This is a genomic window from Peristeroidobacter agariperforans (assembly GCF_004138335.1).
GTDB lineage: Bacteria > Pseudomonadota > Gammaproteobacteria > Steroidobacterales > Steroidobacteraceae > Steroidobacter > Steroidobacter agariperforans.
On record NZ_RYFW01000001.1, the window covers coordinates 833,830 to 855,864 of the forward strand.

Annotated in this window: 22 protein-coding genes; 12 read left to right on the forward strand and 10 right to left on the reverse strand. The window is 62.2% G+C overall.

Translation table 11 applies throughout. The annotated features are described in order from the left end of the window. Positions 1-38 precede the first annotated feature (38 nt). Positions 39-434: a DUF4398 domain-containing protein gene (locus tag EK373_RS03605; protein ID WP_129641366.1), complete on the reverse strand. Its 396-nt coding sequence runs from the start codon at positions 432-434 to the stop codon at positions 39-41. Between the two features lie 171 nt (positions 435-605). Between EK373_RS03605 and EK373_RS03610 the strand changes: the two genes are divergently transcribed. Continuing rightward, positions 606-1,892, forward strand: a complete 1,287-nt coding sequence (locus tag EK373_RS03610) for a peroxiredoxin family protein (protein WP_157994202.1) — start codon at positions 606-608, stop codon at positions 1,890-1,892. Here EK373_RS03610 and EK373_RS03615 read toward each other — a convergent pair. After that, positions 1,889-4,015, reverse strand: a complete 2,127-nt coding sequence (locus tag EK373_RS03615) for a PQQ-dependent dehydrogenase, methanol/ethanol family (protein ID WP_129641368.1) — start codon at positions 4,013-4,015, stop codon at positions 1,889-1,891. The two genes, EK373_RS03610 and EK373_RS03615, sit on opposite strands and share 4 nt — an antisense overlap. A gap of 185 nt (positions 4,016-4,200) precedes the next feature. Here EK373_RS03615 and EK373_RS03620 point away from each other — a divergent pair, with 185 nt between their 5' ends. The 3 genes from EK373_RS03620 (at position 4,201) to EK373_RS03630 (ending at position 7,333) form a co-directional block, all read left to right on the forward strand. Then, positions 4,201-4,392 (forward strand): hypothetical protein, encoded by a 192-nt coding sequence (locus tag EK373_RS03620; protein ID WP_129641369.1) that lies wholly within the window; start codon positions 4,201-4,203, stop codon positions 4,390-4,392. Next, positions 4,389-6,059: an amidohydrolase gene (locus tag EK373_RS03625; RefSeq protein WP_198683050.1), complete on the forward strand. Its 1,671-nt coding sequence runs from the start codon at positions 4,389-4,391 to the stop codon at positions 6,057-6,059. Before EK373_RS03620 ends, EK373_RS03625 begins: the two co-directional genes overlap by 4 nt. Positions 6,060-6,187: 128 nt before the next feature. Beyond that, positions 6,188-7,333, forward strand: coding sequence for a DUF3667 domain-containing protein (locus EK373_RS03630; RefSeq protein ID WP_129641370.1), 1,146 nt, complete (start codon positions 6,188-6,190; stop codon positions 7,331-7,333). Here the strand turns inward: EK373_RS03630 and EK373_RS03635 are convergent. Further along, positions 7,330-7,926: a hypothetical protein gene (locus EK373_RS03635; protein ID WP_129641371.1), complete on the reverse strand. Its 597-nt coding sequence runs from the start codon at positions 7,924-7,926 to the stop codon at positions 7,330-7,332. The two genes, EK373_RS03630 and EK373_RS03635, sit on opposite strands and share 4 nt — an antisense overlap. A 45-nt stretch (positions 7,927-7,971) precedes the next feature. Next, positions 7,972-8,805: a helix-turn-helix domain-containing protein gene (locus tag EK373_RS03640; protein WP_129641372.1), complete on the reverse strand. Its 834-nt coding sequence runs from the start codon at positions 8,803-8,805 to the stop codon at positions 7,972-7,974. Between the two features lie 17 nt (positions 8,806-8,822). Here EK373_RS03640 and EK373_RS03645 point away from each other — a divergent pair, with 17 nt between their 5' ends. Beyond that, positions 8,823-9,878 carry a Gfo/Idh/MocA family oxidoreductase gene (locus EK373_RS03645; RefSeq protein ID WP_129641373.1) on the forward strand — a complete coding sequence of 352 codons (1,056 nt, stop codon included), beginning with the start codon at positions 8,823-8,825 and terminating at the stop codon, positions 9,876-9,878. 9 nt (positions 9,879-9,887) lie between these two features. Further along, positions 9,888-10,370 carry a YajQ family cyclic di-GMP-binding protein gene (locus EK373_RS03650; protein ID WP_129641374.1) on the forward strand — a complete coding sequence of 161 codons (483 nt, stop codon included), beginning with the start codon at positions 9,888-9,890 and terminating at the stop codon, positions 10,368-10,370. Here the strand turns inward: EK373_RS03650 and EK373_RS03655 are convergent. From EK373_RS03655 to EK373_RS03670, 4 genes are all read right to left on the reverse strand, one after another. Then, positions 10,351-11,664 carry an NAD(P)/FAD-dependent oxidoreductase gene (locus EK373_RS03655; RefSeq protein ID WP_129641375.1) on the reverse strand — a complete coding sequence of 438 codons (1,314 nt, stop codon included), beginning with the start codon at positions 11,662-11,664 and terminating at the stop codon, positions 10,351-10,353. The genes EK373_RS03650 and EK373_RS03655 overlap by 20 nt on opposite strands. Continuing rightward, entirely contained in the window at positions 11,665-12,144 is a 480-nt protein-coding gene (locus tag EK373_RS03660; RefSeq protein ID WP_198683051.1) for an NUDIX domain-containing protein, read from the reverse strand. Positions 12,145-12,155: 11 nt separating this feature from the next. Further along, a complete protein-coding gene (locus EK373_RS03665) occupies positions 12,156-12,713 on the reverse strand; it encodes a carboxymuconolactone decarboxylase family protein (protein ID WP_129641376.1) in 558 nt (185 codons plus the stop codon). Positions 12,714-12,799: 86 nt separating this feature from the next. Then, positions 12,800-13,339: a peroxiredoxin gene (locus EK373_RS03670; RefSeq protein ID WP_129641377.1), complete on the reverse strand. Its 540-nt coding sequence runs from the start codon at positions 13,337-13,339 to the stop codon at positions 12,800-12,802. Positions 13,340-13,547: 208 nt separating this feature from the next. Here EK373_RS03670 and EK373_RS03675 point away from each other — a divergent pair, with 208 nt between their 5' ends. From EK373_RS03675 to EK373_RS03700, 6 genes are all read left to right on the forward strand, one after another. After that, a complete protein-coding gene (locus EK373_RS03675; protein WP_129641378.1) occupies positions 13,548-14,438 on the forward strand; it encodes a LysR substrate-binding domain-containing protein in 891 nt (296 codons plus the stop codon). After that, positions 14,435-14,872 carry a copper chaperone PCu(A)C gene (locus EK373_RS03680; RefSeq protein WP_129641379.1) on the forward strand — a complete coding sequence of 146 codons (438 nt, stop codon included), beginning with the start codon at positions 14,435-14,437 and terminating at the stop codon, positions 14,870-14,872. Before EK373_RS03675 ends, EK373_RS03680 begins: the two co-directional genes overlap by 4 nt. A 15-nt stretch (positions 14,873-14,887) precedes the next feature. After that, positions 14,888-16,165 (forward strand): lipase family alpha/beta hydrolase, encoded by a 1,278-nt coding sequence (locus EK373_RS03685; protein ID WP_129641380.1) that lies wholly within the window; start codon positions 14,888-14,890, stop codon positions 16,163-16,165. A gap of 84 nt (positions 16,166-16,249) precedes the next feature. After that, positions 16,250-18,079, forward strand: coding sequence for an FAD-dependent oxidoreductase (locus tag EK373_RS03690; RefSeq protein WP_129641381.1), 1,830 nt, complete (start codon positions 16,250-16,252; stop codon positions 18,077-18,079). Beyond that, complete coding sequence (locus EK373_RS03695) at positions 18,040-19,878, forward strand: 2-oxoacid:acceptor oxidoreductase subunit alpha (RefSeq protein WP_129641382.1); 1,839 nt, start codon at positions 18,040-18,042, stop codon at positions 19,876-19,878. The genes EK373_RS03690 and EK373_RS03695 overlap by 40 nt, the downstream gene beginning before the upstream one ends. Before the next feature lie 2 nt (positions 19,879-19,880). After that, positions 19,881-20,936, forward strand: a complete 1,056-nt coding sequence (locus tag EK373_RS03700; RefSeq protein ID WP_129641383.1) for a 2-oxoacid:ferredoxin oxidoreductase subunit beta — start codon at positions 19,881-19,883, stop codon at positions 20,934-20,936. Here the strand turns inward: EK373_RS03700 and EK373_RS03705 are convergent. Both EK373_RS03705 and EK373_RS03710 read right to left on the reverse strand, forming a co-directional pair. Next, the gene (locus EK373_RS03705) at positions 20,927-21,631 is read right to left on the reverse strand and encodes an RES family NAD+ phosphorylase (protein ID WP_129641384.1); all 705 of its coding nucleotides are present in this window, start codon (positions 21,629-21,631) and stop codon (positions 20,927-20,929) included. The two genes, EK373_RS03700 and EK373_RS03705, sit on opposite strands and share 10 nt — an antisense overlap. After that, positions 21,628-22,026, reverse strand: coding sequence for an MbcA/ParS/Xre antitoxin family protein (locus tag EK373_RS03710; protein WP_198683052.1), 399 nt, complete (start codon positions 22,024-22,026; stop codon positions 21,628-21,630). Before EK373_RS03710 ends, EK373_RS03705 begins: the two co-directional genes overlap by 4 nt. Positions 22,027-22,035: the final 9 nt, after the last annotated feature.

A 22,035-nucleotide genomic window follows, 5' to 3' on the forward strand; every position in this document is an offset into this window, starting at 1 on the left:
GATCCTTTCTCCGGTGGTTGGAAGTCTGCTGTCCACCATTACTGCTCGCTGGCCACAGTGCCGCGCGAGATTTCCTGCCGCAATTGTTGAATGCTCGCCGTCAGCTCATCGGCTGCCTTGCGGGCTGCTGCGCTTTGTGACTTCGACACGGCCAATTCCGAGTCGAGCTGCGCGAGCTGCGCATGGCGTTCGGCCTTGGTGCTTTCCTTCTTGCTCAGGGCCGCTTTGGCCTGCTCAAGATTGTCCTTGGCACGCTGCAACTCGAGGGCGCCAGCTTCCGAGCGGCCCACCGCCTGCTGCGCTTGTTGAACCGACGTTTCGCTGCGGGCGACCCGTTCCCTCGTCACATCGGAAACACTTGCGCAACCCGCGAGCACGCCGGCGGCTAGCAATCCGACCATCGGCAGTCCGGCCCGGAAAATCGGGGTTCTCATATCTCCTCCACGGGTATGCGTTGGATTCAGTGGTCCGAAAACGCGCCATTCGTCAGCGCGGTTCCGCGCCCTCAGGGCTACTGTTATTTTCGTGTCAAGTGTGCTGACGAGAGGTTGTTGCAGTCCGCAGGCAGACGCCCGACACTGCCCCTTACCGATACGGAGCAGTGCATGTACGCAGCGGCTTGGAATTCAGCTCAAAGATCGATATCGCGCCCGGTTCTAGCGGGCTTGCTCGTCACCATTGCGGCCTGCGGCAGGCCTGTAGATGAACCACAGACAGGCGACTATCGCGCGACGCTCGCGCTGCCCGGTGGCGAGGCGCCGTTCGGCCTGGAAGTCCGCAAAGAAAACGACCGCTTCGTTTTGTACTTAGAAAATGCCGCCGAGCGCACGCGCGTCGACAATGTGACGCTGACCGACGGCGAGCTGAGCGCCGTGTTTCCTGGTTACGAGAATTCCTTGCACGCGCGCATGTATCGCGACCGGCTCGAGGGCAGCGTCACGCTCATCAAGGACCGGAGCAAGGAACAAGTCATTCCTTTCCACGCCCAGCGCCAGGACCCGGGCGCAGCAACGTATCGTTTCTATAAAGAGCCGCTGACCGACAACGCCGATCTCTCCGGCCGCTGGGAAATGACGTTGACCAGCGAGGGCAAGAGCAGTCCCGCGGTCGCAATCCTCGAGCAACAACACGATCGCATCACCGGCACGGTAATGACGCCGACGGGCGATCACCGCTTCCTGGAAGGCCAGGTGCACGGCGAGGCAGCGCAGCTATCCACCTTCGCCGGCGGACTTGCATATCTGTACAAAGTGAAAGTGAACGGGAAGGGCGAGCTCGAAGGCGAGATGTGGCAGGGGCTGGCGTCGCACTCGACGGTAAAGGCCCGACGCAACGACGACGTCACGCTCGAAGGCAAGGGACCGAACACGCAGCTGAGGGATGAGAAATCGCGCTTCGACTTCACCTTCCGCGATCTGGACGGCAACGAAGTCTCGCTCCACGACGAAAAGTTTCGTAACAAGGTGGTCGTGGTAACGCTCGGCGGCAGCTGGTGCCCGAATTGTCACGACGAGGCCGTGTTCCTGGTGCCGTTCTACGCGGAGTACCGACCCAAGGGTGTGGAGATCGTGGCGCTCATGTTCGAACGCCACGGCGAGTTCGATCGGGCCGCGCAGGCCGTGCAAGGCTACCGCAAGGATCTGGGCATTGAATTCACGACATTGATCGCCGGCGTCTCCGACACTGACGAAGCCAGCAAGGCATTGCCTACGCTGACCGGCATTTATGGTTATCCCACCACGATCGTCGTGGACCGGGCCGGCACGGTGCGGGACATCCATGTCGGCTTCTCCGGGCCCGCGACCGGCAAACACTACGAGGAATACGTCGCCGAATTCCGCGGCCTCATCGAGCAGCTGCTGGCGGAGCCGGCGCCATCAACCTCGGGCTAGCGCTTGGCGTTAGCCTCGTACGCCTTATCGATCAGGTACGCGTGAATCGCGTGCGCATCGGCTTCGCTGATCTCATTCGAGAAGCTCGCCATGCCGCGACCGGCCAACGCGCCGCGCAGAACGATCTCCTCGAAGATCGCGTGCTTACCCCGCGCCAGCCGCAATAGATTCGGATAACCGCCGGGTTCGTCGCTGAGCGAGTGACACACACCACAATGCTGTCCAAACAGCAGCGCGCCACTGTCCAATGTCGCCGCATCGGCCTGCATGCGCTCGGGTAACGGCGGAATGTTTGTATTCCAGTCTTTCTCCGGCGGCACCGGCACCTTGCCGCCACCCAGCTTGAACGCAACGATGCGGCCTGCATTTCCATACTTGCGAGCAGCGGAGCCTTCCAGATACTCATCGAGCTGCGCGCCGCCGTAACCGGCGAGAACAGCAATGTATTGCTCGCCGTCGACGGCGTAGCTCGCCGGCGCGGCCATGATGCTCGTACCGACGAAAACTTCCGCTGCAAGCTTGCCCGTGTCGGCGGTGTACGCCTTCAAATATCCATCCGTGGTGCCTTGGAACACCAGGTTGCCAGCGGTCGCCAGCAGGCCGCCGTTGTAGAACCACGGATAGTCGACGCGCCAGACCTCACGCTGCGTGATCGGATCCCACGCCTTCAGCGCGCCCTTGCGCGTCATCTCGGCGCCATCGCGGACTTGCGCCACATAAGCTGCAGTGAAGTCACGTCCGGTGTTGAATGAACGGCGGGGAATATATTTGTACTCAGGATCGACCGCGTAGTACGCCGTTCGATCCAGCGTCGGAATGTAAACCAGGCCGGTCTTGGGACTGAACGCCATCGGCTGCCAGTTGTGGCCGCCGAACGGACCCGGCGCGACGCGCTTCGGCTGTTTCGAGTAATCGCCCTGCCCGGTCGGCACCGGACGACCGGTTTTCAGATCGACATGACTCGCCCAGTTCACGTCGACATATTTTTCTGCCGACAGCAGCTCGCCGGTGGCGCGATCCAGCACATAGAAAAAGCCGTTCTTCGGCGCCTGCAACAACACCTTGCGCTGCGCACCGCCGATCTGGAGCTCAGTCAGGATGATGTGTTGAACGGCCGTGTAATCCCACGACTCGCCCGGTGTGGTCTGATAGTGCCACGCCAATCGGCCGGTCTGCGGATCGATGGCGAGAATGGAGCTGAGATAAAGATTGTCGCCGCCTTTGGGGCTGCGCACCGATTGTGGGAACGGACTTGCGTTGCCCGTGCCGACGTACAGCAGGTTGAGCTGCGGATCGTAGGCCATCGAGTCCCACGCCGTGCCGCCGCCGCCTGCTTCCCATCGACTGTTCGGATCCCACGTCTTCGCTGCGGCTTCGAGCTCGGGATGTTCGAACGGTAGCTTTGGATCGCCCGGCACAGTGAAGAAGCGCCACGCCTGCGCGCCGCTCTCCGCGTCATAGGCGGTAATGTACCCACGCACGCCGAACTCACCGCCGCCATTGCCGATGATCACCTTGCCGCCAGCAATACGGGGCGCGCCGGTAATCGTGTACGAGCGCGAACGATCGATGAAGGTGTCCTCGCTCCACAGCTGCTTGCCGGTGTTGGCATCGAGCGCAATCAGTCGGCCATCGAGGGTGCCCACGTAAACTTTCCCGTGCCACACGGCGACCCCGCGATTGACGACGTCACAACATGCGTTGCGCGCCCATTCGCCTGGCACCTTGGGGTCGAACGCCCACAGCTCACGCCCGGTGCGGGCGTCGAGCGCATATACCTTGCTCCAGTTGCTGCTCGCGAACAGCACGCCGTCAACGACGACCGGCGTCGCCTCCAAGCCACGCTCGGTTTGCAGGTCATATTGCCAGGCGAAGCCGAGCTGCTGGACGTTGCTGGTGTTGATCTGCTCGAGCGGCGAGAAGCGCTCTTCGGAAAATGTGCGCCCGGTCGTGAGCCAGTTTTGCGCCTCGCTCTCAGGGGAAACGACACGCGCCTGGTCGACTCGTCCGTTGGACGCTTCGGGAGCGGCTTGTTTCGCCGGCTCTTGCTGCTGGCCGCAAGCACCTAGGTGCAATGCTCCAGCGACCAGCAGTGCCCGCACCAGCCATCGACTGCGCGCCATCGTCTCCCCTTTTACTGAGCCATCATGCTCACGCGCCGCGGCTCGCGCATGAACAAAGCCCTCAGCTCCAGAATTCTCGTGCCTGCCAGGAGTGAAATCATGGCCGAAAGCATACGGTGGCCACCCCCGGCAGCCGCCATGCCGCCGAGGTTATTTATGCATAGCTGGGCTGAAAGCTATTGCCGGTGCGTGACAGACCGTGGAACAGTTCGCCTCGATGCAATCCCGCGCGCCTGTTCGACCGCGATACTCGTAAGCTGCGCCTGACGCTGGCGCAGCTCGATTCTCCGACGCTGGCCTATCGCAAACTTCGCAATCCCACGGTGGCCCGCTCCATCGGCATCGATGGCCAGCCGCAGCCTGGAGACGTGCTTTGATCAATCGACGCGAAATGCTGGCCGGCATGGGGACAATGCTCGCCGGCCGCCACCTGCTCGCCGCCGAGCGTCCGCTCGACGTCGCTTACGTGAATGCGAAGGTGTGGACCGGCCAGCGCGACGTGCCGCTCGCCAATGCGATCGGCCTCTCGGGCAACCGGGTTGCGGTAGTCGGAGACAACGAGCGAGTGCGCAAGCTTGCAGGCCGGAGCGCGCGCGTCGTCGATCTGAAGGGGGCATTCGTCATGCCCGGCTTCATGGACAATCACACGCATTTCCTGCGGGCTTCCTTCGGGCTCAGCTCGCCGCAGCTGCGCACGGCGAAGACCAAACAAGAATTCATCGACCGCATCGCCGGGTCCGCGAAGGCGCTGCGACCTGGACAGTGGCTGCAAGGCGGCAACTGGGACGAGCAGATGTGGGGCGGCGAGTTGCCGTCGCGTCAGTGGATCGACGCGGTCACGCCGAACACACCCGTGGCGGTCGTGCGTTTGGATCAACACGTCGCGTTGTTGAATTCGCTCGCGCTGCAACTCGCCCGCATCGATCGCAACACGCCCGATCCCGAAGGAGGTTTGATCGTTCGCGACGAGAAGGGCGAGCCGACGGGTTTGATCAAAGACGAGGCGATGGACCTGTTGAAGGCCGCGATTCCGGCGCCGAGCGCTGCTGACATCGACGCCGCGATTGGCGTCGGCTCCGCGCACGCGCTATCGAAAGGCGTCACTCAGGTTCACGTCACCGAGCTCGATTGGGTCACGCACGAGTCGCTGCGTCGGCTGCGCCAGGCGGACAAAATCGGCATGCGCTTTTACTCCTTCGTGCCGCTGGAGGAATGGCGCAAGCTCGACGCGCTGGTCAAGGCCGAAGGCCGGGGCGATGACTGGGTGCGCTGGGGCGCGCTGAAAGGTTTGGTCGATGGCTCCTTGGGATCGCGAACCGCCGTGTTCCAGGAGCCGTATGCAGACGACCCGTCGAATCACGGCATTTATCGCACGCCACCGGAAAAGCTGCGCGAATTGATCCTGGGCGCCGATGCAGCCGGTCTGCACATCGCCGTGCACGCCATCGGCGACGAAGGCAATGACAAAGTGCTCGGCATGTTCGAGGAAACCATCGCCAGGAACGGCGCGCGGGATCGGCGCTTCCGCATCGAGCACGCTCAACACTTGCTAGCGAGCGATGTGCCGCGCTTTGCGAAGATGAACATTATCGCGTCGATGCAGCCTTATCACGCCATCGATGACGGTCGCTGGGCCATCAAGCCGCTGGGTCCGGAACGTCTGCACACGGCGTGGGCGGTTCGCTCGCTGCTCGATGCCAAGGCCAAGGTCACGTTCGGGTCGGATTGGCCGGTGGCGCCGATCGATCCGCTGCTCGGCGTCGGCGCGGCGGTGCTCCGACAAACCATTGACGGTGCGAACCCAAGCGGCTGGGTGCCGGAACAGAAGATCACGGTGCAGGAAGCGTTGACCGCGTATACAACGACTAACGCCTATGCCGGCTACCAGGAAGACCGGCTGGGCCTGATTGCGCCGGGCTATCTGGCCGATCTCACCATCCTGGATACCGACCTGACGAGTTGCGCACCGGAACAGCTCACGCGGGCCAGGGTGCTGAGCACGCTGGTGGATGGCAGAGTACGGTTCGGAACCGACAAGACTTAGCTAACGCAGATGCCGGGCCATGGACGGCCCGTCGAGCGCTGTGAAAACCACGCCTTTCGTAAGCGAGGCGTTGTAAAAGTCAGGAATGACTTTTACAACGCAATAGAGCAGCTGATATTTTTACCTCCATGGAAGGACACAGCGAAGTAGCGGCGGATGTCATCACTGGCGGCGTGATCGCGCGGGCCGTCGAGCCTGCCGCGGGTGAAGCGAAAGACCACCGCCACGGCCAGTGCCGTAACTGTGGCGCGACCGTCAGCGGCGCCTACTGCTCCAATTGCGGGCAGGCCACTCACGTGCACCGCAGCCTGATCTCGCTGGGCCACGACATCCTGCACGGTGTGTTCCATTTCGAAGGCAAAGTCTGGCACACCATTCCGGAGCTGCTGTTTTTTCCGGGCCGCCTCACACGCCGCTACATCGACGGCGAACGCGCCAAGTTCGTCTCGCCGATGGCGCTGTTTCTGTTCGTCGTGTTCCTGATGTTCGCGGTGATTCCATTCACCGGCGACTTCCTGGCCGAGGACGCGAGCGTCGGCGATCCGTTGGGCGTTGCCAGCCAGTTCAAGGAAAACGTCGAGGACAACATCGAACGACTCGATGAACAGATCGAGGCGGCCCGTGAACAGCTTGCGGCAACCGAGCCGAACGCCGCGGAGCGCAAGAAAATCGAGGATCACATCGCCGCCTTGATGGCGACGCGCCAGGCCAATCAAGCCATGATCAAAGGCGACTGGCAGGAGATCGTGAAGTTCGCGCAGGAGCAGGAAGCGAACGCCAGGAGCGAGGCCAAAGCAGACGCGGCGCAGGCGCCAGGCGTCGCCGAGAAAATCGATAGCACCGAAGGTCGGCTGAAGAGTGCGATCGAGCAGGCCAGCAACAATCCCGCGCTGCTGGCTTACAAGCTCAAGACCACCGGCTACAAGTTTTCATGGGCGCTGATTCCGCTCAGCGTGCCGTTCATGTGGCTGCTGTTCTTCTGGCGGCGGGACATTCACGCCTACGACCACGCCATCTTCGTCACCTACTCGATCAGCTTCATGATGCTGTTCGCCGTCGCCGTCACGCTCCTGTACGACCTGGGCGTGAGCGCGTGGATCTGGGGCACGGCGATTGGCATCGTGCCCCCGCTGCACCTTTATAAGCAGTTGCGTGGCGCCTATGGGGTCTCGCGCTTCGGCGCCTGGGTGCGGCTGTTCCTGCTGAGCATCATGATCATCTTCGTGTTGACCATGTTCGCTGTGATCCTGGTCGCGATCGGCATGAACGGCTAACGCCGCTTCGCGAAGTACTCGGCATTGAGATGCCAGGTGTTGCCGCGGTCTTCCGAGAATTCGCCGCGCCAGGTGAAGCTGTCGGCAGTGATATCGGTAAAGGTCCAGCGTCGCGGCTGATCGCTGTCGTTTGCGCCGATCTGCACGATGTCCGACCCAACCTTTTTGGCGGCGAGCTGCACTCTCGCTCGCTTCACCGGATCGATCCACGTGACGTGCCAGATTTTCTGGAGCGGATCGTAGACGCGGAACGTCGTGCCACAGGCTCGATTCGCGCCGGCGATCGGCAGCTTGCTGTCGAGCGGCCAGCTCCACACGTCTTGAATCGCGCGACCTTCCAACGCCCGCGAGAAGTTCACCACCATGGTGACCGGCGTCGCCTTGCCCGGCTCCCGATACTCGGTTCCCGTAATGTTCCAATCGCCGAGGAACGGCGCGTAGATGTCCATTTCGGCGGGGATGGACTCATGCCTCGTGTTTGCGACGAGCGCCGGCACGAAACCCGATTGCGATGAAGCAGCCGCGCCGCTGCCCGCCACAGTGCCGGCGGCGGCCAGCAGCGATGGATAAATAAATGAACGTGAAATGGACACGACCGCTCCCTCCAGCCCGGTGAGAGCGTCAATGTACTGCCGGGATCAACGGCGCGCTGTTCGATTCTTAAGGAGTTGCGACTGATGGCGCGAGGGTGCGACGCCATACATCTTCGTGAACGCGGCGCTGAACTGACTATGGCTGGAGAATCCAAGATCCAGCGCCAGACCGGCGAGATCGTGCGCCTCGTCAAGTCGATGCAGCGCCAGGCCCAGACGCAGCTGAGTTTGATATCGGTACAGCGGCACGCCTTCGCCGCTACTGAAGGTTTGCGTCAGATGCACCGGCGAAGCACCGACGTGGCGCGCTATCTCGCTCAACGACCAGCGACGCTGCGGCTGACTGTGCAAGGCTTGTTTGGCGCGATCTATCAGTCGACTCGAGGCGGGCGTACGGCGCTGAGCACGGCGCGACCCACACGCGACCTGACGCACGACACTCAACGCCAACTCCTCCGCAAACAGCGGATTAGCGGATGAGTAGCGCAATCTCGAGACCTGCAACTGCAATTCGGGCGCGATGCGTCGTTGTGTCTCGGAGAAACCCACCGTGCCAGAGCGTACGGACACCCCCTCACCAGCAAGTTCCTCCAGAACATCAGCGGCGACCTGCAGCGACACGCAAGCGTCGCCGTCGTCGGCGAGATGATCGATCCGATACTCTTCGGCCGAATTGAAGAACAACGCCTGATTGACATCGGCGTGCGACGCACGCGCACCGACACGACGCACGAAACTGCCACGGTAAGGAATGACGATGTGGCTGACCGAATCGCATTCAGCGACACCCCGGTGCCGGCCGCGACACGCAAAGCATTGCACGTCGCGGATGCGGACCATCGGGCTGTCCAGCAGGGTTCGTGACAACAGGGCCGGCATGGCGGCAGTATAACGACATGGCACTACGAGCAGGCATCATCGGGTTTGGCGTTGCGGGTCGGTATTTTCATGCGCCGCTGTTGCGGGCTGCGGGCTTTCACATCGCGGCAGTCGTGACCAGTAAACCCGCGCCAGCCCAGGAATATCTCGGCGACGTTGACGTGCTCGCAAGCGCCGATGACCTGCTCGCCCGCAAAGACATCGACCTGGTCGCGATTGCGTCGCCGAGTCCACTGCACGTGCCGCACGCGGCTGCGGCTTTGCGCGCCGGTAAACATGTCGTCGTGGACAAGCCGCTTGCACCCACCACCGCAGAAGTCAGCGAACTGGAACAACTGGCGACGCAATACCGGCGCAAGCTGTCGGTGTTCCAGAACCGCCGCTGGGATAGCGACTTCCTGACGATCAAAAAGCTCATCGAGCAAGGGCGTCTGGGCAAGATCAATTCCTTTCATGCGCGCTGGGATCGGTTCCGGCCGCAGGTCACCGACAAGTGGAAAGATCGAGACGAGCCCGGCAACGGCATCCTCTATGACCTGGGCACGCACCTGATCGACCAGACATTGATGCTGTTCGGCCAGCCCGAGTGGTTGTACGCCAATGTTTTCAGCCAGCGCCCGAACAGCGTCACCGTGGATGGCTTCGAAATCCTGATGGGCCAGGGCTCGCTGCGCATGACGCTCGGCGTGAGTTTGATGTGCGCCGACGGCGGCTATCGATATCGCGTCAACGGATCGGAGGCTTCGTTCCTGAAGGCCGGCCTCGATCAGCAGGAAGAGCAGCTGAAAGCGGGCGTCGAGCCCGACGAGCACTTCTTCGGCGGCGAGCCCACCGAGCAGTGGGGCACGCTCGTGCAAGGTGCAGCGGGACGGCGCGAGGTCATCACACCCGAGACCGGCCGCTGGCTCTCGTTCTACGAAGAGATGCGAGAGGCCATCGAACACGACAAACCGGTTCCGGTGTCAGCCGGACAGGCGTATGACACAATCCGGGTCATCGAGGCCGCGCTCACCAGCAGCGCCATGGGCTGTCGCATCGACCTGCAGCCCGCCGCGCCTCTCGTCAGCCGCTGAAGTACCGCCATGCCATCGTTCGATATCGTTTCCGAGCTCGATGCCCACGAAGTGAGCAATGCCGTCGACCAGGCCAATCGCGAAGTCGGCCAGCGTTTCGACTTCAAGGGTACGGATGCCAGATTCGAGCTGAAGGAGCTGGTCGTCACGTTGCACGCGAAAGCGGAGTTTCAGCTCAAGCAGATGCTCGACATCCTGATGCTGAAATTGTCCAAGCGCGGCATCGATGTCGCCTGCACCAAGGTCGAAGACCCCGTCGTGCTCGGGCAGACGGCGCACCAGGTCGTCACCTTGCGCGAGGGTATCGAAAGCGAGCTGGGCAAGAAGCTGCAGCGCCTGATCAAGGATTCAAAACTGAAGGTGCAGGCGGCGATTCAGGACAAGCAGGTGCGCGTCACCGGCAAGAGTCGCGACGATCTGCAGGAAGTGATTCGACTGGCGCGCGGCGCCAAGCTCGACATGCCGCTGCAGTTCAAGAACTTCCGGGATTGACCGGGCTCTGATCCGGGTACGACTGCCAGTCCTTGGCGACGATCAAGCGCGCGCCGCGCCCGAACGTCATATACGACCACGCCCATTGGATCAGTACCGACAGGCGGTTGCGGAAGCCGCTCAATCGGTAGATGTGCACCACCAGCCAGAACCACCACGCCGGCACGCCGGTTAGTTTCCAGCCACGAAACTCGCTGATTGCACGACTGCGTCCGATCGTCGCCATCTGTCCGAGGTCGACGTACTCGAACGCGGGACGCGGCGTTTGCGGGCCGCTGCGAACTTCTTTCCTGATCAGGTCCGCCGCGTAGATGCCTTCCTGCATGGCGACCAGCGCGACCCCTGGCAGCGGTCGACCATTGGGGCCGGCGCGACTCGACATGTCGCCGGTCGCAAAAATTTCGGGATGACCTTCGATGGTCAGGTCCGGCCCGGTGAACACGCGACCTGCGGGATCGAGCGGCACGCCCAATGTGCGGCCGAGATCGGCCGCTCGCACGCCGGCCGCCCAAAGGACCGTCGCAGCCGCTATCTTGTCATTGCCGATGACCACGCCCTCGGCGGTCACATTCGTCACGCGCGCACCTGTCCACACTTGCACGCCTAGCGACTCCAGGTCGCGCATCGCTCGCGCGGCGAGCTTGTCATCGAAGGATGTGAGAATTCTGGGACCAGCCTCGACCAGGATCACGCGCGTTTGACGCGGATCGATGCTGCGAAAGTCGCGAGCCAGCGTGAAGCGACTCATCTCACCGATGGCGCCCGCCAGTTCGACGCCGGTCGGGCCGCCGCCAATGACGATGAAGGTGAGCTGTCGCCGCCGCTCTTCGGGATGTGTCTCGCGTTCCGCGATCTCGAATGCTTCGAGCACTCGCCGCCGTATCTCGGTAGCCTGCGGCAGCGACTTGAGCCCGGGTGCGTGCGGCTCCCACTCTTCATGGCCGAAATATGCGTGCTGGGCGCCGCAGCCGAGCACCAGGTAATCGTAGGGAACATCGCCAACGTCGGTGACGACTTTGCGATTCGCGGTGTCGACGCTCTGCGCCGTCGCCTTCAACACGCGGATGTTGCGATATCTGGCGAGCAGGCTGCGGATGGGAACGGCGATGTCGGCCGGACTGAGTGCGGCCATGGCGACTTGATACAACAGCGGCTGGAAGAGGTGATGATTCTCGCGATCGATCACCGTGACAGCGATGCCAGCGACATTGCCCAGGCGCTTCGCGGCATTCAGGCCGGCGAAACCGGCGCCCACGACCACTACTTGTTTTTCTTTGGCTTGTTTATCGCCCATCTATACGGAAGCCTCACCCATATCCAAGGCGGTCTGGCGCGGCTCGATGTAGCCGGCCGCCCATTCGACAATGGGGGCAACGCGGGGAGAAACCAATCGCAACGCTTGCGCCTTGTCGACCCAACGAAACTCGTTGTGCTCGGCGCGGCCGAGCGCTTCGATCACGGGCAGCGATACTTCGACGGTGGGAGTTTTGGCGAGGTAATAGCGGGCGACCTTGCCGCGGCTGTACGGGTTGGTCTGGATGTAGACCTCACCCCATGCGAAGTCCAAGTCGACGATCAGGGTCTCTTCGCGCACTTCGCGGATGGCGGCGGCCAGCGGCTCTTCGCCCGCCTCGACCATGCCTTTGGGAAAGTCCCAGTGGTTGTAGGCCCGCAATAACAGGTAAAGCCAGCCCTCGTGAGTCTCACGAATCACAACCACGCCGGCAGACAGTCTCGTGGGGCGGGGGGACATGGCGGCCAGTATAGCCGCCATGTCCGGATTTCTCACACGCTTGCGGCGGCAGCCGCGGACTCCGCGTGATACTCCAGCACGCCGGCGACGGCATGGATCACCGACGCGATGCGCACGGCGCTCTGGATCTGCTCGCGACTGATGCCGCCTTCACGCAGCTTCTTCTCGTGCGAGGTGATGCACATTCCGCAGCCATTGACGGCCGACACCGCCAGCGACAGCAGCTCGAAATCGAGCTTGTCGATGCCAGGGTTGCCGATGATGTTCATGCGCAGCCGGGCCGGCATGGTCGAATACTCGCCGTCTTCCACCAGGTGGAGAAAGCGGTAATAAATGTTGTTCATGCCCATGATGGCCGCTGCGGCGCGCGCGCCGTTCACATGCGCGTCGTCGAGGTGCGCCTTGGCCCACGACTCAATGGCGAGCGTGAGGTGCGGGTTGCGGGCGGCAATCGCGGTCGACAGGGCGACGGCGGCAATCTGCCTTTCGCTCAGGCCAGGGGCGCCCTGGGGGGTGAGCACGCTGCCGATATTGAGCTTCAGATCGCGCGCGTAATCCGGCAGCTGATCGCGGATCGTTTCGAGAGACATTACTAAACCTCCACAGTTGAACTTCGAGCTGGGACACCGGCGCGCAAAGCGCGCCGGCATCCATCGTCAGCAAAGGGCGCTGTGGCTCAAGCAGCCTGCAGCGTGTCTTCGCCCTTCTTCCAGTTGCAGGGGCACAGCTCGTCGGTCTGCAGAGCATCGAGCACGCGCAACACTTCTTCAGGGCTGCGGCCGACGTTCAGGTCGGTGACGTACGCGAAGCGGATCACACCCTGCGGGTCGACGATGTACGTCGCACGCTGCGCGACACCGGCTTCCGCATCGAGCACACCGAGCGCCGAGGTCAGCTCGCGCTTGATGTCCGAGAGCATCGGGAACGGCAGATTGCGCAGCTCTTCCTTGTCCTTGCGCCAGGCGAGGTGCACGAACTCGGAATCGGTGCTCACGCCGTAGACGACGGCGTCACGGTCGGCGAACTCCTTGTTGAGCTTGCCGAACGCGGCAATCTCGGTCGGGCAAACGAAGGTGAAGTCCTTCGGCCAGAAGAACACGATCTTCCACTTGCCATTGCTGCTGTTCGAATCGAACGGCTGGAACGCGTTGTTCAAATCGTTCGACACCACGCCGGTCAGCGAGAACTGCGGAAATTTCTGTCCAACACCTAACATGTATCACTCCTCCATCAACGATTACTTTGCGCTGGCTTGTGGCTGGGCGCGGTTTTGAAATATGTGCCGCGAAGCGCCCCGCTGTGGAGCCCCTTACGGCGACGGATGCAATTATGCGGGCGGAACCCGCAATCGCCAATCGATTGTTTCGGGTTTTTTGATAGACTTCGCCTATGAGCCAATTTTACTGGACACAGGTTACTCGCCCATGAATCTGCGCGACCTGCGTTATTTCGTGGCCCTCGCCGACACCAAGCACTTCGGCAAAGCCGCCGAGCGCTCCTTCGTCAGCCAGCCGACCCTGTCGGCGCAGTTGAAGAAGCTGGAAAACTACCTCGGCGTGCAATTGATCGAGCGACAGCCGCGCCGGGTAACGCTGACCGAGACCGGCGCGAAGATCCTACCGCTCGCGCGCCGCATCCTGCAGGAGAGCGACGAGATCATCTCGCTGGCTCGCAACGAACATGACCCCTTATCCGGCAAACTCAAGCTCGGCTTGATCCCGACCATCGGGCCTTACTTGTTGCCCCTGGTGGCGCGACGGCTGCGCAAGCAGTTACCGCAATTGAAGCTGATGCTGTACGAATATCAGACGCAGCAGCTGCTGGAGAAATTGCGCGACGGCGAGATCGAGGTCGCGATCCTGGCGCTGCCCGTGCCGATGGACGGATTGGAAGCGCGCGAGCTGTATCACGAGGACTTCAACGTCGCAGTGCCCAACAATCACCCGCTGGCGAAAAAGGCGCACATCAAGCTCGACGATCTGACCGGCGAGACCTTGCTGCTGCTCGAGGACGGCCATTGCCTGCGCGATCAAGCCCTGGATGTGTGCAATCGCATCGACGTGAAAGAGAACGAAGACTATCGCGCCACCAGCCTGGAAACGCTGCGCCAGATGGTGGCCGCCGGCCTGGGCATCACGTTGCTGCCGGATCTGGCGACGCGCGGGCCGTTCGGCTCGGGTCAGGGGCTCGCGGTCAAAGAGTTCGCGCGGCCCGTACCCACGCGTACGGTCGGTGCGATCTGGCGCAAGAGCACTTCACGCACCGAAGCAATCAACGCCATGTGCGAAGTCATCAAAACGGCAATGACCGAATGATCCGCCTGCTGCGAAATCTGGCCCTTGCAGCGTTGGCGCTGCTCGCCGCCGGCTGCGATCGGATGAGCGCACCGGTGCGCGTGGAAGATGCATGGGCGAATGCGACGCCAGCAGGCGCCACCGTCGCGGCTGTGTATATGAAGGTCACGACCAAGGACGCAGACACGCTGCTGTCCGCGACCACGACCGTGGCCGATCACATCGAAATGCACACCAACAGCGAACAGAACGGCATGATGCAAATGCGGCCGCTGTCGAACGTGCCGCTCGAGGCGGGCGAGCCGTTCACATTCGCTCCGGGGGGTGCGCACTTCATGCTGGTGGAATTGCGGCAACCGCTGACGGCCGGCCTGCGCTTCCCGATGACGCTGCAGTTCCAGCATGCTCCGCCGCAAACGGTGCAGGTCCGAGTCGTTGAACTCGGCAGCCGCTAAGGCGTTTAGCTACACATGTCCAATCCGCCTGCCCTTCCCAGTCCCGCCGACCTACACGAAGACCAGATCGTCGCGCTATTGCGATCCGGGGCACACGCGGCGCTGTTGAGCGCGTACTTTGGCGAGCTCGAGTATCGCGAGCTGGCGCAACTGGCGAAGCTCGCGGCCACTCGCAGCAACGGTCGTGGCGAGGTGGTGTTCATCCTGCCCGGAATCATGGGCTCGCGCTTGGGATCGTTGCGGCGACGAATGACGTCGTTGCTCTGGCTGCACCCGATGGCCATTGCGCAGGGCGGATTGTCGCAACTGGCATTGCCGGCCGGAAAGTCGCTGCGTGCGTTGGGCGTCATGTTGCCCGGCTATCTGAAACTGCGCCTGTCGCTGGAGATCGCCGGCTTTCTTCCGGTGTTCCACCCTTTCGACTGGCGTGCCGATCTGGAAACGCTGGCTCGGGCGTTGACGCGCGCCATCGAGAAGTCCGGCGCGCGCAAAGTGCACATCGTCGCGCACAGTATGGGCGGTCTGGTCGCGAGAATCGCATTGGCGAACGATCGCAACGGGCGCATTCAACGACTGGTGCAACTCGGCGCACCCAACCAAGGATCGTTCGCACCAGTGCAGGCCCTGCGCGCCGCTTATCCGACGGTTCGCAAAATCGCTGCGCTCGATCAGCTCAGCACGGCAGAGCAACTCGCGCGCACCGTGTTCCTCACTCTGCCCGGTCTCTATCAAATGTTGCCGTCGGCGCTGACGGCCGATGAACCAAATCTGTTCGACCGTGCGCAGTGGCCCCAGGATGAACTCGTGCCCGATGCCACGATGCTGAACCGTGCCGGCAAAGTGCGCAGCCGCATGCCCCCGCCCGATGAACGCTGCGCCGTCATCGTCGGCACGAATCAGGAAACAGTGACGTCACTGCGATTGCGCGACGGCGGCTTCGAATATTCAATCCGGCGCGATGGCGATGGCACCGTGCCACTGGCTCGCGCGCTCTGGGAAGGTGCGGAAACCTGGTTCGTTCAGGAGAATCACGGCGCGCTGACCATCAATAATGAAGTGCTGGCCGCGGTCGGCAACATCCTGAAGGAAGGAACGACCGGGCGACTCTCCACGACGCGACCGGCGCCCGCGAACGAGATCGTCCGCACCGTCACCGATGCCGAGTTGCGGGCGGCAGCCACTGAGAAAGTGCACTGGGATCGTCTGACACTCGACAGTCGCCGACGCATTCTGGATCCCATCATTACTCCAGAGTTCAGTTCGGCGGTTCCGGTGGTGCCCCGCACTGCTTAGGTGTAGGCTAGCTCACCGATCGAGTAATCACCGCGCCGGCAACGTTTCGGCGCAGTGTCGTCGTTGATAGGGGGCTAAGTAACGGTGCAACCAACCGATACTGCAAATCCTGACTATTATCATCGCGTCGTCGATTGCCAATGGGCATGCCCTGCCCATACGGACGTTCCCGAATACATCCGCTTGATTGCGCAGGGGCAGTTCACGGCCGCCTATCTCGTCAACCGTGAATCCAACGTTTTCCCCGGCATTCTGGGTCGAGTCTGCGATCGGCCTTGCGAGCCGGCCTGTCGGCGTGGGCGCGTCGAGGCAGAGCCGGTCGCCATCTGCCGTTTGAAGCGCGTCGCCGCCGATCATCGCGACGACGTACGGCCGTATCTGCCGAAAGCGCCGGCCCAGAAGAATGGCAAGCGCGTGGCCTGCATCGGCGCCGGGCCCGCTTCGCTCACCGTAGCCAACGATCTCATGCCGCTGGGTTACGAAGTCACGATCTTCGAGAAGTGGCACACACCCGGCGGACTCATGCGCACCAATATTCCGTCGTTCCGTCTGCCGGAGCAGGTGCTGGCCGAAGAGATCGGCTACATCGTCGATTTGGGGGTGGATCTGCGTCTGGGCTCACCGGTGACGAGCATGAAACAGTTGCTCGCCACCGGTGAGTTCGACGCCATATTCGTCGGCAGCGGCGCGCCCAAGGGCAAAGATCTGAATTTGCCTGGACGCCACGATCCGGGCGCCGCAGCTCATATTCATATCGGCATCGACTGGCTGGAGTCCGTGGCTTTCGGCCACGTCAAGAACATCGGCCGTCGTGTGCTGATCATCGGCGTCGGCAACACTGCGATGGATTGCTGCCGTTCCTCGCTGCGGCTGGGTGCAGACGATGTGAAAGTCATGGCGCGCAAGCCGCGCGGCTTCTTCAAAGCCTCCGAGTGGGAATTGGAAGATGCCGAGGCCGAGAACGTCGAGATTGTCGTGAATCACGCGCCCAAGTCGTTCGTCATCGAAGACGGTCGGCTCACCGGCATGCAGTTCGACGTCATGGAATACGACCTGGATGCGAAGGGCCGCATCGTCGCCGAGCGCACGATCGGCGAGAAATTCTTTGCCTGCGACGATGTGATCCTGGCCATCGGCCAGGAGAACGCGTTTCCCTGGATCGAGAACGACCTGGGCGTCGAGTTCGATCAATGGCATGTGCCGAAGGTCAACGCCGCGACATTCCAGTCGACGCGGCCGGATGTTTTCTTCGGCGGCGACGCGGCATTCGGGCCGAAGAACATCATCTGGGCCGTAGAACACGGCCATCAGGCCGCCATCTCCATTCACAAACATTGCCAGGACCAGGATGTGACGCAGCGCCTGCCGCGCATGCTGAACCTGTCGAGCCGCAAGATGGGCTTGCACGAGTGGGCCTACAAGAACGACTACAACCCGCTCGAGCGGCGGCTGATGCCGCACGTCGACCTGAAGGAGCGTTTCAAGAAAATCAATATCGAAGTGGAGCTGGGCTTTACTGCCGAGCAGGCCGCCGCCGAAGTGCAGCGCTGCCTGAACTGCGACGTGCAGACTGTGTTCGACGCGCGCCTTTGCATCGAATGCGATGCGTGCATCGACATCTGCCCTGTGGATTGCCTGACAATGACGCCGAACGGTGACGAAGCCGAGCTGCGGCAGCGCCTGAAAGCCCCGTCATTGCGCGCCACGCAACCCTTGTTTGTATCCGCACCGTTGCAACATACGGCGCGGGTAATGGTCAAAGACGAAGACGTCTGCGTACATTGCGGACTGTGCGCCGAGCGCTGCCCGACGGCGGCGTGGGATATGCAGAAGTCGAAGATCCGCATTCCTTATGCGAGCGACGAGACCACTCCATGCAGCACGCAGCCAGCCCAGACTCGCCGGACCGCATAAACGACTTCGTCATCAAGCTAGCGAACGTCAACGGCACCGGCTCCGCCAGCGCCAACACGCTGCTGATGAAATCCATGTTCCGGATGGGCATTCCGGTCATGGGCAAGAACTACTTCCCCTCCAACATCCAGGGCCTGCCCACCTGGTACGAGATCCGCATTTCGCGCGACGGCTATGTCGCTCGCTCCGGTCGCATCGACTTCATGGTCGCGATGAATGCCGAAACGTACGCCAAGGATGTGAAGGAAGTCAGCCCCGGCGGCTATCTGCTCTACGACTCGACCTGGCCCAGGCCGGCGCTGTTGAAGCGCGACGACATCACTATTTTCGGCGTGCCGCTGGCCCGCATTTGCAACGAGACCTTCCAGGGCGTGCGCTCGCGCATTCTGCTGAAGAACATCGTCTACGCCGGCGTGCTGGGCGCTTTGCTCGACATCGATCTCGATGTCATGCGCTCGCTGCTCGGCGAGAGCTACGCGAACAAGAAGTCGCTGCTCGACTCCAACGTCAAGGCGCTGGAGCTGGGCTACAACTACGCCAAAGAACATTTCCAGTGCCCGCTGCCGTTGCGCGTGACGCGCATGGACATGACGGCGAATCACATCCTGATCGACGGCAACACGGCGGCGGCGCTCGGTTGCATGTATGCCGGCGCTACTGTCGGTGCGTGGTACCCCATCACGCCGTCGACATCGCTGATGGATGGCTTCAAGAGTTTCTGCCAGAAGTGGCGCATCGATCCCGAGACCGGCAAACGCAATTACGTGATCGTTCAATGCGAGGATGAGCTCGCCGCGATCGGCACCGTCATCGGCGCGGCCTGGAATGGCGCACGCGCATTCACGCCGACCAGCGGCCCCGGCATTTCCTTGATGAACGAGTTCATCGGCCTGGCCTACTACGCCGAGGTGCCGGCCGTGATCTTCGACATTCAACGCGTCGGTCCATCGACAGGCATGCCCACGCGCACTCAACAGTGCGATTTGATGATCGCAGCGTACGCTTCGCACGGCGATACTCGTCACGTCCTGCTGTTCCCGAACAGTCCGGAAGAATGTTTCTACATGGCCGTACACGCGTTCGATCTCGCCGAGCGCCTGCAGACGCCGGTGTTCGTCATGTCCGATCTGGACATCGGCATGAACGACTGGATGTGCCCGGACCTGAAATGGGACGACGCCTACGCGCCCGATCGCGGCAAGGTGCTCACGAAAGAACAGCTCGAACAGATCGACAAGTTCTATCGCTACTTCGATAAGGACGGCGACGCCATTCCCTATCGCACTTTACCCGGCACGCATCCGAAGGGTGCTTATTTCACGCGCGGCTCGGGTCACACGCAGTACGGCGGCTATACGGAAGATTCGACCGAGTATCAAATCGTGCTCGATCGTCTAAAGCGCAAGTTCGACACCGCCAAGACGCTCGTGCCGAAGGCCATGCTCGACAGTCGCGGCTCGACGAGCCTCGGCCTCGTGTCGCTGGGCAGCTGCGACGGCGCCGTGCGAGAGGCGCTCGACCTGCTGCGTCGTCGCGGCGTGCAGATCGATTACATGCGAGTGCGGGCGTTTCCGTTCGGCCAGGAAGTCGAGGACTTCCTCGCCTCGCGTTCACAGGTCTTCGTGGTCGAACAGAACCGCGACGCTCAACTACGCAGCCTGCTGACACTGGAAACAGCTGTGGAAAAAGCCAAGCTGCACTCGATCCTGCACTACAGCGGCCTGCCCATGTCTTCGAGCGTGATCGTCGACGGCGTACTCGCCTCCATTCCCGAAAAGCGTCTCGCCGTGGGAGGCTGAGCATGAGCTTCATTGCCAAGCCGAAGATCGCGCATCCCGGCCTTCCCAAGAACGAGCTCGGGCTGACCCGTCGCGACTACGAGGGCAGCATGTCGACGCTGTGCGCCGGCTGCGGACACGACTCGATCACCGCCGCGGTCATCGAAGCGTGCTGGCAGATGTCGATGCGGCCAGAGCAGTTGGTGAAGTTGTCCGGCATCGGCTGCTCGTCGAAGACGACGGCGTATTTCGTGAGCGGCGGTCACGGCTTCAACTCCGTGCACGGCCGCATGCCCTCGATCGCCACTGGCGCGATCGCCGCGAACAAAGATCTGCACTACATCGGCGTTTCCGGCGACGGCGACACGCTGTCAATTGGCTTCGGCCAGTTCGCGCACGCCATGCGGCGCAATCTGAACATGCTCTACATCGTCGAGAACAATGGCGTGTATGGGCTGACCAAGGGGCAGTTCTCCGCATCCGCCGACATCGGCTCGAAAGCCAAAAAGGGCGAAGAGAATCTGCAGCCGCCCATCGATCCGGTGCTGGCCGCGCTCACGCTCGGCGGCACATTCGTGGCTCGCAGCTTTTCCGGCGACAAAGAGCAACTGGTGCCGCTGATCATCGCCGGCTTGAAACATCGCGGCTTCGCGCTGATCGACGTGCTGTCCCCGTGCGTCACGTTCAACGATCACGAAGGCTCGACCAAGAGTTACGAGTTCGTGCGCGACCACTACGACGAGGTCGTACACGCGGACTTCGTGCCGCCGGCGCGTGAGATCACGGCGCAGTATGCGCAGGGCGATACGATGCCAGTCACCATGCACGATGGCAGTCTGATCCTGTTGCGCAAGCTGGACCCTTCCTACGATCCGAGGCATCGTGGCCAGGCGTTCAATTATCTGCGCGACAAGCTGGCGCAGAACGAATTCGTCACCGGGCTGATCTATATCGACGAGAAGAGCCCGGACTTTCACGAAGTGAGCGGCACGACCGCCACGCCGGTGAATCAGCTGCCTTTTGCGAAGCTGACCCCCGGATCGAAAGGGCTGGAGAAGATTCTGTCGCGCTACCGCTGAGGCGGCGCGCTGAAGTCGAACAGCACTTCGGACTTCTCGTAAACCTTGCTGATGCGCTCGCCATCCCAAACGTAGGCGAGCGCGGCGCCCGCCACGGGAATACTCACCGCCTGCGGCTTGAACGCCGCGACGCACTCGCCGCCCTCGTGTCGAACGCTTCGATATACGAGCCCCCAATGGCCCTGATCACGCAACGGTCTGGCAAACGTCTGCGACGGACTGTAGTCGTCGGGCTGATGCAGATGATCGAAACGCGGGCTGCGCACGTCCAGGAACGGCTGCACCGGCCGGTTCACGTAAGCACGCATGTCGACTTCGCAAGGACTCTCGTTGGTCGACGCCATGAATATCCCGCGGTGATAGGCCGTTTCGCGGACCGCGGTCTCCAGCGTGTGCGCGGCATAGTAGACGCCGAAACTACCGTCGCTGAAACGGCTGGGAAACCCGGTATGAGTGAATGGAGCCATCACGATGGTGGCGCCCGGCCCGTGCACGCGATCCTCATCGGGCATCACCGGCGCTTCGCCGCTCTCGTCACGCAGGCGGTCGTTGGTGAGTCCTTCGATGAAATAACCCAGCTCCCTTTTTTGCGGCGGCAGAATATTTTCGAACACGTTCACCGGCGGATGCCGGGAAGCGACGATTCGATACATCTTCTGCCAGCGGAGCGTGACCGCGCGCGGCTCGGCCGTCATCCGCGCTGCGCGTCCAGATAACGACGCACATCCGCCAGGTCGACGACCCGACCGGCAAGCATCCGCTCTAGCGCTGACTTGCCGCCGAAGCCGTGCGCCGAATTGGGCTTCTTCACCCACGCATCGGCGACTTCCTGCGTGGGCAGCAAAATGTGCAGCGCCTTATAGATACCCATCACATAGCTGATGCGCTCCAGAGTATCCGCGGACACCCGCGCGGCGCGCTCGCTCTTCCACTTGAAGAAGGTCGAACGGGGCGGCGAGCCCAACAGCACCCGCTCTTCTTCGGCGCCGAGGCGCCAGGCGGCAGTGATATTGAAGAAGGCCGTCAGGGCGGCGGACCCTAGTTCATCCGGGTCGAACCCGGCGCGCTCGAGACTATGAGGTTGCATCATGGTCCAGTC

Bases quoted from the DNA above. Each gene is read 5' to 3' on its own strand.
- EK373_RS03660 (WP_198683051.1), bottom strand. From the start codon at position 12,144: ATGGCGGCTATACTGGCCGCCATGTCCCCCCGCCCCACGAGACTGTCT.
- EK373_RS03705 (WP_129641384.1), bottom strand. From the start codon at position 21,631: ATGACGGCCGAGCCGCGCGCGGTCACGCTCCGCTGGCAGAAGATGTAT.
- EK373_RS03605 (WP_129641366.1), bottom strand. From the start codon at position 434: ATGAGAACCCCGATTTTCCGGGCCGGACTGCCGATGGTCGGATTGCTA.
- EK373_RS03700 (WP_129641383.1), top strand. From the start codon at position 19,881: ATGAGCTTCATTGCCAAGCCGAAGATCGCGCATCCCGGCCTTCCCAAG.
- EK373_RS03640 (WP_129641372.1), bottom strand. From the start codon at position 8,805: ATGCCGGCCCTGTTGTCACGAACCCTGCTGGACAGCCCGATGGTCCGC.
- EK373_RS03655 (WP_129641375.1), bottom strand. From the start codon at position 11,664: ATGGGCGATAAACAAGCCAAAGAAAAACAAGTAGTGGTCGTGGGCGCC.
- EK373_RS03710 (WP_198683052.1), bottom strand. From the start codon at position 22,026: ATGATGCAACCTCATAGTCTCGAGCGCGCCGGGTTCGACCCGGATGAA.
- EK373_RS03615 (WP_129641368.1), bottom strand. From the start codon at position 4,015: ATGGCGCGCAGTCGATGGCTGGTGCGGGCACTGCTGGTCGCTGGAGCA.
- EK373_RS03630 (WP_129641370.1), top strand. From the start codon at position 6,188: ATGGAAGGACACAGCGAAGTAGCGGCGGATGTCATCACTGGCGGCGTG.
- EK373_RS03670 (WP_129641377.1), bottom strand. From the start codon at position 13,339: ATGTTAGGTGTTGGACAGAAATTTCCGCAGTTCTCGCTGACCGGCGTG.
- EK373_RS03680 (WP_129641379.1), top strand. From the start codon at position 14,435: ATGATCCGCCTGCTGCGAAATCTGGCCCTTGCAGCGTTGGCGCTGCTC.
- EK373_RS03665 (WP_129641376.1), bottom strand. From the start codon at position 12,713: ATGTCTCTCGAAACGATCCGCGATCAGCTGCCGGATTACGCGCGCGAT.
- EK373_RS03645 (WP_129641373.1), top strand. From the start codon at position 8,823: ATGGCACTACGAGCAGGCATCATCGGGTTTGGCGTTGCGGGTCGGTAT.
- EK373_RS03650 (WP_129641374.1), top strand. From the start codon at position 9,888: ATGCCATCGTTCGATATCGTTTCCGAGCTCGATGCCCACGAAGTGAGC.
- EK373_RS03685 (WP_129641380.1), top strand. From the start codon at position 14,888: ATGTCCAATCCGCCTGCCCTTCCCAGTCCCGCCGACCTACACGAAGAC.
- EK373_RS03610 (WP_157994202.1), top strand. From the start codon at position 606: ATGTACGCAGCGGCTTGGAATTCAGCTCAAAGATCGATATCGCGCCCG.
- EK373_RS03675 (WP_129641378.1), top strand. From the start codon at position 13,548: ATGAATCTGCGCGACCTGCGTTATTTCGTGGCCCTCGCCGACACCAAG.
- EK373_RS03695 (WP_129641382.1), top strand. From the start codon at position 18,040: ATGCAGCACGCAGCCAGCCCAGACTCGCCGGACCGCATAAACGACTTC.